At 73.1% G+C, this 576-nt stretch carries 1 protein-coding gene; it reads left to right on the top strand.

What is annotated here, in order from left to right:
• The coding region (locus tag JGS39_RS40080) for an enoyl-CoA hydratase/isomerase family protein (protein ID WP_219574663.1) at window positions 1-576 on the top strand (576 nt) is incomplete at both ends.

Raw genomic sequence — 576 nt, 5'->3', positions numbered from 1 at the left:
GTTCTGCACCGGGATCGACCGGGGCGTGGACGTCCCGCAGCCCTCGTCCCCGTACACGATCGACGATCCGCTGCTCACGATCGGGCCGAAGGCCAACGACCTGTGGAAGCCGGTGATCGCGGCCGTGGAGGGGATGGCCTGCGGCGGGGCCTTCTACCTGCTGGGCGAGGCGGAGTTCGTCATCGCGTCGGAGGAGGCGACGTTCTTCGACCCGCACACCACGTACGGCATGGTCAGCGCGTACGAGGCGATCGCCATGGCGCAGCGGATGCCGTTCGGTGAGGTGGCCCGGATGTCCCTGATGGGGACGGCGGAACGGGTCACGGCCCGTCGTGCGTACGAGACCGGGCTGGTCAGCGAAGTCACCCCGCCCGGTGGCGCGGTGGAGGCGGCGCTGCGGGCGGCGGCCGTCATCGCCTCGTACCCGTCGGGTGGGGTCCAGGGGACGGTACGCGCGCTCTGGTCCGCGAAGGAGGCGGCCCGGGCCCAGGCCTTCGCCCACGCCCCGCACCTGATCGCGCTCGGGAACCTGGCGCCGGAGCGGCAGGCGGAGCTGTTCGGGGGGCGGGGCGTGGG

Source organism: Streptomyces poriferorum (genome assembly GCF_019399235.1).
Classification (GTDB): domain Bacteria; phylum Actinomycetota; class Actinomycetes; order Streptomycetales; family Streptomycetaceae; genus Streptomyces; species Streptomyces poriferorum.
Note: the sequence above shows the minus strand (reverse complement) of the source record. Positions and strands in the feature narration are given on the sequence as shown.